This is a genomic window from Streptomonospora mangrovi, assembly GCF_027604915.1.
GTDB lineage: Bacteria > Actinomycetota > Actinomycetes > Streptosporangiales > Streptosporangiaceae > Streptomonospora > Streptomonospora mangrovi.
On record NZ_JAJAQC010000100.1, the window covers coordinates 1 to 8,880 of the forward strand.

Below are 8,880 nucleotides of genomic sequence, written 5' to 3' on the forward strand. Positions count from 1 at the left end.
GCGACCGGCGCCGAGCCGGGGGAGCCGGCCGGGGCCGCCCCCGAGCCGGCGGGCGCGGGCGCGGCGGCCGGGCACGCGGCCGGCGGCACGGCCGAGGAGGTGCGCGCGTGAGCGCCGTGAGCGGGCCGGGCGGCCGGGATGCCGGGCGCGGTGCCGACAGCGGGCACGCGGAGCACGGCGAGCACACCGGGCACACCGGGCTTGACGGGCGTGGCGGCCTCGACGGGCGCGGCGGGGCCGGCCGGACGCGCCCGGAGCGCCCGCCGCGCCGCCTGCCCGAGCCGCTGCGCCGCAACGCCGCCCTGCTCGGCCTGGTCCTGGGCGCGTTCCTGGTGACCTCGGCGCTGCTGCTGCGCTTCTACGTCGCCGGGCAGGTGGCGCTGCTGCCCGCCCAGGTGGACCAGCGGGTGCGGCTGGTGGACGAGGCGGGCGCCTACCTCGACACCGGCACCTGGCGCACGGTGTCCGACACCGAGGTCGAGCTGCGCACCGACATCCGGGGCACGCCCAGCCCCGGCAACCCGCGGTGGAGCACCTGGCAGATGTCGGTGGACGTCGCCGCCGGGCAGGACATGGTCTCCCACCTGGACCGCCGGGTGATCGTGGACCGCGCCACCGGCATGGCGGTCAACTGCTGCGGCGAGCACGTCGACGGCGACCGCGCCGTGCGCCAGGCCGGCCTGGTCTTCCAGTGGCCGGCCGGCGCGCCGTGGCCGGAGTACCCGTTCTACGACGCCGACCTGCGGGCGGCGCCGCGCATGGTCGACGAGGGACCCGACGAGGTCGGCGGCCTGGCCGTGCGCCGCTACGTCCAGCGGGTCGAGCCCACCCAGATCCCCGACTCCGCCCGGCCCGTCCCCGCGAGCGCCCTGGGACTGGAGGCGCGGGGAGTGGTCGAGGCCAACCGGTGGCTGGAGGTGGAGCGCACCTACTGGGTGGAGCCCGTGAGCGGCCGGGTCGTCGACATCGCCGAGGAGCGGCGCGAGGTCCTGCGGCCCGCCGCGGGCGGGGAAGGGCAGCGGATGCTGCTCGACGCGCGGTTCACCATGCCCGAGGAGCAGGTCGCCCCGCTCGTCCGCCAGGCCGGGGAGCAGCGAACCCTGTTGCGCGCGGTGCGCGAGTGGCTGCCCGCAGGCCTGGGCGCGGTCGGCGTACTCCTGCTGCCGCTGTCGGCCTGGCGGGTCCTGCGTCCCCGCCCCGGAGCACCCGATGACGCCGGCAGCGGGGACGACGGCGCTCGCGGCGGTGATGGCGGCGCGGACGGATCCGGCGTGTCGGGGGAGCGGCCCGGCGCCGAGGCCGCGGGCGAGACCGCCGAGCGGGCGTCCGCCCAGCGGTGAGCGGTCGGCGGGCACACCGCCGCGTGGTTGACCTCAAGTCAGGTTGAGTTTCTACGGTGGTGCCCCGGCCCGCTCGGGCCGTGCCTGTCGAGGAGGGCCGCGCCGTGTGCTTCACCGAATCCGAGATCGACTACCTGGCCACCCAACCGGTCGGCCGCCTGGCCACCGTGGGACCGCGCGGCGCGCGGGTGCGGCCGGTGGCGTTCCGGCTCAACGAGGACGGCACCATCGACATCGGCGGCCCCGACATCACGGCCGACGTCCAGTATCGCGACGTGTGCGAGCGCCCCGACCGCGAGGTGGCGTTCGTCGTGGACGACACCGCGTCCGCCGCCGGCGCCGCCCGCGCGCGGCGGGAGCGGGGCGTGGAGGTGCGCGGGCGGGCCGAACCCCTCACCCTGGACGAGCCGCCGATCAGCCCCGCCGTCTTCGCCCGCGAGGTCATCCGCATCCACCCGCGGGCGGTGGCGAGCTGGAACGTCGACCCCGACCGCCCGGGCACGCGCGCGACCGGCTGAGCCCGCCGGCCCCCCGCACACCCCGGCTGAGCCGGGCCGCCCGGCTCAGCCGGTCGGGCGCTTGCGCAGCACCAGCAGCAGGTTCCAGGTGACGAACTCCCGCAGCACCGGCACGCGCACCACCGGGTGCGTCCACCGGGGCAGGTAGCGCGGCACCACGTCGACCACCTCGACGTCGGTGCGCCCGCGCGTCCAGGCGATCATCTCCGCCGCCGACACCGCGAACATGGTGCGGCCGAAGTCGTTCTTGGGCCGCCGCCCGGTGCGCCGCTCGAACCGCCGCGCCGCGTAGTGCCCGCCCAGGTAGTGCCACGGCGAGGTCTCGTGCCCGCCCCACGGCGACAGCCACAGCGTGTAGGACAGGTACACCAGCCCGCCGGGGCGGGTGGCGCGCACCATCTCGGCGGCCATGGCGGGCGGGTCGGGCACGTGCTCCAGCACGTTGGAGGAGAAGCAGACGTCGACCGACCCGGTGCGCACCGGCAGCCGCAGGGCGCTGCCCAGCACGGCGGTGTCGGGCAGTTCGCCGTCGCGCAGCCGCATCTCGCCGGCGTCGGCGTCAACGCACACGCAGCGGGCGCCCGCCGCGCGCAGCTCGTCGGCGAAGTAGCCGGGGCCGCCGCCGACGTCCACCACCACCGCGCCCTCCAGCGGGGTGTAGGAGCGCAGTTGGGCCACGGTGTCGCGGGCGAGCGTGCCGTAGAAGTGGTCAGGGTCGGTCTGCTCCTTGCGGAACGCCGAGAACAGCGCCACCGACCGGCCCAGGGTGGCCCGGAACGGCGCGGCCGCGCCCGGCGCGGTGCCCGCCCCGCCGGTGCCGTGCGCCCGCTCGGGCGCGCCGCCGCTCACCGCGCCTCCCCGGGCACCGCGACGAAGTGGCGCAGGTGCCGCCAGTGGTCGCCGCCCCAGTACTCGTCGGCGGCCACCACGCGGGCGCCGCCCTCGGCCAGGACCGCCGCCAGGCGCCGCGCGGGCAGGGGGTGCATGCGCATCGGCGCCGGGTAGCCCAGCAGCACGCGCTGGGCCAGCCGGATCAGCGGCCAGGGCGCGTAGCGGAACACCAGCCCCTTGAAGGTGGGCCGCTCGCGGTCGGGCACGCCGATCACCATCGCCCCGCCGGGGCGCACCACGCGGGTGAACTCGCGCAGGTAGCCCTCCGCCAGCGGCGGCGGCAGGTGCTGGAGGACCAGGTCGGTGTAGACGAGGTCGAAGGAGTCGTCGGCGAGGCCGGCCAGGTCGGCGCGGTCGCTGAGCCGGAACTCGATCCGGCCCCCGCTGCGGTCCAGGCGCCGGGCCTCGGCCAGCATGGTCGGTGAGATGTCCACACCCACCACCGCGTCGAAGTGCGCCGCCAGCGCGTTGGACAGCCGGCCCGCGCCGCAGCCGAAGTCCAGGGCGCGCCCGGAGCCCGGCCGCAGGCCGAGGTCGGCCAGCCGCGCCAGCGCGGCGTCGATCTCGCCGCGGCCGGAGGCCAGGAACTCGTCGTCGTCCCACCCGCCGCCGCGCTTGGCGGGGTCGACGCACACCGCCCACAGCGGTTCGGCCGCCCCCAGGCGGGTCCAGTCGGCGCGGACCTCGTCGAGCCCCAAGACCGTGTCTCCTCGGCGGTGCAGGGAGAACCGGACTGAACCTGGTTCTCGTTGACGTTCACGCTGCTGTAATGGCGTTGCGGCAGCGAACCCCGGACGATGTGGAACGTGTTGTATTCTGACACCCGCGTACAGGGGGGCGTCAACCGGCCGGATACCACGCATGGGAATGGAGCGGCATGCACGACGCCGAGACCCCCGTCCCCGCCGGCGGCTCCCCGCAGGACCCGGCCCCCGGTCCCGCACCCGCCGGCGCGCCAGAGGACTCCGCCCGCACCGGCTCCGGCGGTGCCTTGGAGGGCGGTCCCACGGTAGTGGAGCCCGGCCGCGAGCCGGCCGGCGACGCACCCGAGGACGCCGCGCCCGACCGCGCCGACGCCGACTCCGACTCTGACACCGCCCGGGCCGGCGGCAGGGGCCGCACGGACGAGGCGGCCGACACCTCCGGCGCCGAGAAGCCGGCCGAACCCGCCCCCGAGGGCGATCCCCGACCCGCCGTGCCCCGCCGCACCGCCGCGTGGGCGGCCCTGCTGAACCGGGGCCTGCGCGACCCCGTCGTGCTCCTGGGCGCCGCGCTCATCCTCGGCTCGGTCGCGCTCAAGGTCCACGTGCTGGGCGCCGCCTACTTCATCGAGGACGACTTCCTCTTCATCGGCAACGCCGCCGCCACCGACCTCACCGTCGACTACCTCACCGACCTGCACAAGGGCCACCTCATGCCCGGTGCGATGCTGCTCGCCTACATCCAGGCGGCCGTCGCGCCCTACAGTTGGGCCGGCGCCTCCGGGGTGATGCTGGCGTTCCAGGCGGGCGCGGCCGTGGCGGTGTTCCGGCTCCTGTGGGTGGTCTTCGGGCGGCGCTGGGCGATCGTGGCGCCCCTGGCGCTGTACTGCTTCGCGCCGCTGACCGTGCCCGTGCTGGCGTGGTGGTCGGCCGCGCTCAACGCGGTGCCGTTCCAGTTGGCCATCGCCCTGGCCCTGCTGTGGCTGGTGCGCTACCTGCGCACCGGCGAGGTCCGCTACGGCTGGATGACCGCCGGCGCGGTGCTGCTGGGCATGGCGTTCTCCGTCAAGGCGGTGTTCCTGCCGCCGCTGCTGTTCGCGTTCGCCGCCGCGTTCCTGGTGCCGGGCCGGCTGCCGCGCGTGCTGTGGCGCACCGCCGACCGCGACCTGCCGTTCTGGGTGGGCATGGCGCTGCTGTCGGTGGGCTACGGGCTGGTCTACCTGTCCCGCCAGGACACCGCCGAGGGCGAGGGCGCGGGCATGCCGCGCGCCGAGGCCGTCGCCGACATGGCGCGCGGCCTGCTGGGCGAGACGTTCCCCGCCGGCGCGGTGGGCGGCCCCGGCCAGTGGGGGCCGGTGACCCCCGCCGGCGGACTGCTCGACCCCCCGACGTGGGTGGTGGCGGCGGCGTGGGCGGTGCTGCTGCTCATCGCGGCGGCCAGCCTGCTGACCCGGCGCCGGGCCTGGCGGGCGTGGGCGCTGCTGGCGGGCTACCTGGTGGTGGTGGACCTGGTGCCCACCGCGATCGCGCGCGGCCGCTACGAGTCGCTGGTGGGCTATGACCCGCGCTACGTCGCCGACGCCGCGCTGGTGTTCGTGCTGTGCCTGGCCTTCGCGTTCCTGCCCACCCGCAGCGAGGCCGAGCCGGTGCGCCGGTGGACACCGCCGCGCCGCGCGGCCCGCGCGGTCCGGGCCGTGGCGGTCACCGCCACGGCGGCGCTGACGGCGGCCGGCGCCTACTCCACCTACACCTTCACCGACACGCTGTCGGGCGACCGGGTGCGCTGGTACCTCGACACCGTCCGCCAGTCGGTGCGCGACGTCCCCGCCGAGGCCGGGATCTACCCGCGCCCGGTGCCCGAGGACATCGTGCTGCCGTGGAACGGGCCGCGCCGGCTCACCTCCCACCTGCTCAGCCCGCTGGCCGAGCCGGGGGTGGCCGAGCGCATCCGCGACCCCGAGCCCGCCAACGCCGCGCTGGTGTTCAACGACGCGGGGTACCTGGTGCCGGGCGAGCCGGTGGAGGGCAGCGCGTTCTTCGGCCCGCCCGAGGACGAGGAGTGCGTGCTGACCTTCGGCGGCCAGGTGATGTGGCCGGTGGAGTCCCTGGGCGGCCCCACGCTGGTGCTGTCGATCGCCTACACCTCCGAGCGGGCCACCGAGGTGGGCGCCGTGCTCGGCGACCGGTGGGAGACCACGCGCCTGCCCGCCGCGCCCGACGGCGGCGTCTGGTACCTGCCGCTGGACGGCGCGGGCGACCAGTTGGTGCTGCACACCGATGAGGACGCGCTGTGCATGCGGTGGGTGACCTTCGGGGAGTTGCAGCCGGTGACGGAGGGCGACCCCTGGGCGGAGGACGCCCAGGAGGAGGGCGAGGACCAGGGCGAGGGCGAGGGTGGCCGGCCGCAGGGGCGGGACGGCGACGGCGGCAACGGCGACGGCGGGGGCGAGGGCCGTCGCGACGGCGGCGGCGACGGCGAGGGCGGCGACTGAGGCCGTGGGCGCGCATCGGCGGTGAGCGGCCGCCGGGGCGCGGATCGACGCCCGCGTGCCCGGCCCGGCGAAATGCCGTGAAACCCCTGGTCGGTACGGCTAGTTGACCGGGGTGCGGGGACGGCGGGGGCCCGAGCGGTTCTTGCGGCGTCCGCCGTCCGCGGCGCCGTACCAGTGGCGGGCGGGGCGCTCCACGAAGCGGTAGGTGAGGTCGGCGAGGACGACCGTGCCCGCCGCGACCGGGATGACGTCGAGCCAGAACGACCCGGTGAAGATCTCCTGGCCGGTGAAGTCGCGCCACAGGTAGAGCACGATGAACTGCCACAGGAAGACGCCGTAGGAGATCCGGCCCAGGTAGCGCATCACCCGGTGCCCGAGCAGCGCCTCCAGCCAGGCGCCGCCGCCCGCCCGCACCGGCGGCGGCCCTGCGGGGCGGGCCGGGCGCAGGGCGACCGGGGCGATGACGAAGAACGCGAACCCCATCGAGGTCGCCATGCTCACCAGGGAGATCCAGAACCCGTCCACGCCGACGAACCGGGGACCGGCGGCGGGCGTGGCCGCGAGCAGGTACATGGCACCCGCCAGCAGCCAGCACAGGGTGGCGGCGCGCGGCAGGGTCCGGCAGAACCGCCGCACGGGGCCGTCCGCCGCACCGGCCTTTCCGCCCTCGCGCCAGGCCCACTCGCCCAGGACCGCCAGCCCCATCCCCACCGCGAACATGCCCAGGCAGCGCGGCAGCCAGGCGTACATGTAGGGGCGCGGCTCGGGATAGTACTGCGGCAGCAGGGCCAGCACCCCCACGGCGGTGATCAGCGCCAGCCCCACCAGCAGCCGCCGCCCGCGCACCGCCGGGCCGGGGCGTCCGCGCGCCGCCGCGCGGTGCAGGAGGAGGGCCAGCAGCGGCAGCAGGGCGTAGAAGGTGGCCTCGACCGACAGGCTCCAGGTCTGGCCCAGCCCGTAGGGGCCGGTGCCCACGTACCAGGGGTCGGTGTCGAAGACGTAGGTCAGCGTCATGACCTGGGCCCACACCGCGCCCGAGTTCAGGTGCTCGCGCGACCACAGCAGCAGCGCGACCACGGCCACCAGCCAGTAGGCGGGCAGCACGCGCAGCGCGCGCCGCCACAGGTAGGGGCGCGCCCGGGGGAGCGGGGTGTCGTCGAACGCCGCGCGCGCCCAGGGGCGGTACAGCAGCAGCCCCGACAGCGCGAAGAACAGCGGCACCCCGAGTTCGCCGGTGGCCAGCAGGGCGCCCAGCACCCCGGGGGCCAGCGCGGCGCCGGTCTCGATGGCGACGTGGAAGACCAGGACCATGAGCGCGGCCAGCGCCCGGACGCCGTCCAGCGCCTCGACGTGCCCGCGCACCTGCGGCAGCCCGGCTTCGGCGCCGGTGCCCGGGCCGCCCGCCGCCTCGGCGCCGCCCTTCACCCCGCCCTCCGCCTCCGCGCCCGCCACGGGGCCGGGCGCGCGGTCCTGGGCGGCGGCGGGGTCGGTGCCGTCGAGGACCCGGGGCACGCGGGGCAGGCGGGGCGCGCGGTGCGGGCCGCCTGCCTCGCTGTCCTCCGGCGCGGAGGGGTCCTGGGGCGACGCGCTCACCGGCGGCCTCCTCCCGTGTCGTGCCGTGTCGTGTGCCGCCGCCCGGCCCGGTGCGGCCGGCGCGGGCTGCGGGGGGCCGCACGGCGGCCGTTCGGTGCAACGGGTTCTTCTCGGGGGTGCCGGTTCAAACTGCCGAGCCGCTTAATCGCGCCGCGCGTGCGGACTAGAACCGGTTATAAATATTCAGCCACGCCGTGGTGACTCTGTCCAGTATGGGGCGGTACTCTACCCGAAAATCCAGCTCCGCCCATGTCGCCCAGGAGGGCTAATGCGCCGTACCGTCGCGGTCGTCTGCATCGCACTGGGGGTCTTCTGCCTGGCCCTGGCTCCCATGCTGCGGTACTGGATGGCCGAATCCCTCATGCGGGCACCGCTCGACCAGTACAGCCGGACCGTCAACCACGGCGAGGGCGTCACCTACTTCAACGCCGAGGAGATGGAGTCCATCGAGAACGCCACCGTGGAGGCCTACACCACGGTGCGCGGCGACGTGGCGGCCAGCTCCGACGACATCGCGGTGTGGGACCAGTTCACCTGGGTCGAGGACATCGAGCGCGACTTCGCCTTCCAGTCCACCTACCGCCGGGCCGGCCACGACCGCGTCACCGGCGAGGGCGTGGACTGCTGCGACGCCTCGGTCAACGACGACGCGGTCGAGCAGAGCGGCCAGATCTACAAGTTCCCCTTCCTCACCGAGCAGCGCGACTACGAGTTCTTCGACACCACCAGCCGGCTGACCCGCCCCATCACCTTCCAGGGCGTCGAGGAGGTCAACGGCGTCGAGACCTACCGGTTCGAGCAGGTCATCGAGGACGTCAAGATCGGCGAGCGCACCCTGCCGGCCGACCTGCTGGGCATGGACCAGGAGGGCGACGTCACCGGCGACGAGATGTACAGCATCACCCGCACCTACTGGATCGAGCCCACCACCGGCGCCCCCATCGGCCTCAGCGAGGACCAGCACCGCGCGGTCGTGGTCGACGGCGAGGAGCGGCTGGTGCTCTTCGACGGCGAGATGATCTGGGACGAGCAGACCATCGAGAACAACATCGAGAACGCCCGCCAGGGCATGACCGTCCTGCCCCTGCTGCGCACCACCGTGCCCATCGTCCTGCTCGTCGCCGGCGTGGCCCTGCTCGGCGTGGGCGCCGTGCTGATGATCGCCGGCGGCGGCGCGCGCGAGCGGTACTGACCGGGTGACCGAGCCCGGCCGCGACCCCGGCCGCATGGACGAGGCGGAGCGCACCGCGTCGCGTACCCCGGCCGCCCCGGCGGCCGGGCCGGCGCCCGCCCCCGCCCCGTCCGCGCGGCCCCGGGCCGGCCGCCGGGCGGCGGGCACCGCCCG

At 75.9% G+C, this 8,880-nt stretch carries 7 protein-coding genes; 4 read left to right on the plus strand and 3 right to left on the minus strand.

Going from position 1 to position 8,880, the window contains the following annotated elements:
- The first annotated feature begins 107 nt into the window (after positions 1-107).
- Together LG943_RS27235 and LG943_RS27240 are read left to right on the plus strand one after the other, a co-directional pair.
- Complete coding sequence (locus tag LG943_RS27235) at positions 108-1,340, plus strand: DUF3068 domain-containing protein (protein ID WP_270075248.1); 1,233 nt, start codon at positions 108-110, stop codon at positions 1,338-1,340.
- 104 nt (positions 1,341-1,444) lie between these two features.
- Positions 1,445-1,858 carry a PPOX class F420-dependent oxidoreductase gene (locus LG943_RS27240; protein WP_270075249.1) on the plus strand — a complete coding sequence of 138 codons (414 nt, stop codon included), beginning with the start codon at positions 1,445-1,447 and terminating at the stop codon, positions 1,856-1,858.
- 45 nt (positions 1,859-1,903) lie between these two features.
- Here LG943_RS27240 and LG943_RS27245 read toward each other — a convergent pair whose 3' ends face one another.
- Positions 1,904-2,623, minus strand: coding sequence for a class I SAM-dependent methyltransferase (locus LG943_RS27245; protein WP_270075253.1), 720 nt, complete (start codon positions 2,621-2,623; stop codon positions 1,904-1,906).
- 80 nt (positions 2,624-2,703) lie between these two features.
- Entirely contained in the window at positions 2,704-3,447 is a 744-nt protein-coding gene (locus LG943_RS27250) for a class I SAM-dependent methyltransferase (protein WP_270075250.1), read from the minus strand.
- A 179-nt stretch (positions 3,448-3,626) separates the two neighbouring features.
- Here LG943_RS27250 and LG943_RS27255 point away from each other — a divergent pair, with 179 nt between their 5' ends.
- Positions 3,627-5,942: a hypothetical protein gene (locus tag LG943_RS27255; protein WP_270075251.1), complete on the plus strand. Its 2,316-nt coding sequence runs from the start codon at positions 3,627-3,629 to the stop codon at positions 5,940-5,942.
- A gap of 99 nt (positions 5,943-6,041) precedes the next feature.
- On the opposite strand, the gene LG943_RS27260 is transcribed toward LG943_RS27255, so the two are convergent.
- Positions 6,042-7,394 carry an acyltransferase family protein gene (locus LG943_RS27260; RefSeq protein WP_408648666.1) on the minus strand — a complete coding sequence of 451 codons (1,353 nt, stop codon included), beginning with the start codon at positions 7,392-7,394 and terminating at the stop codon, positions 6,042-6,044.
- A 409-nt stretch (positions 7,395-7,803) separates the two neighbouring features.
- Between LG943_RS27260 and LG943_RS27265 the strand changes: the two genes are divergently transcribed.
- Positions 7,804-8,727: a DUF3068 domain-containing protein gene (locus tag LG943_RS27265; protein WP_270075252.1), complete on the plus strand. Its 924-nt coding sequence runs from the start codon at positions 7,804-7,806 to the stop codon at positions 8,725-8,727.
- Positions 8,728-8,880 lie beyond the last annotated feature (153 nt).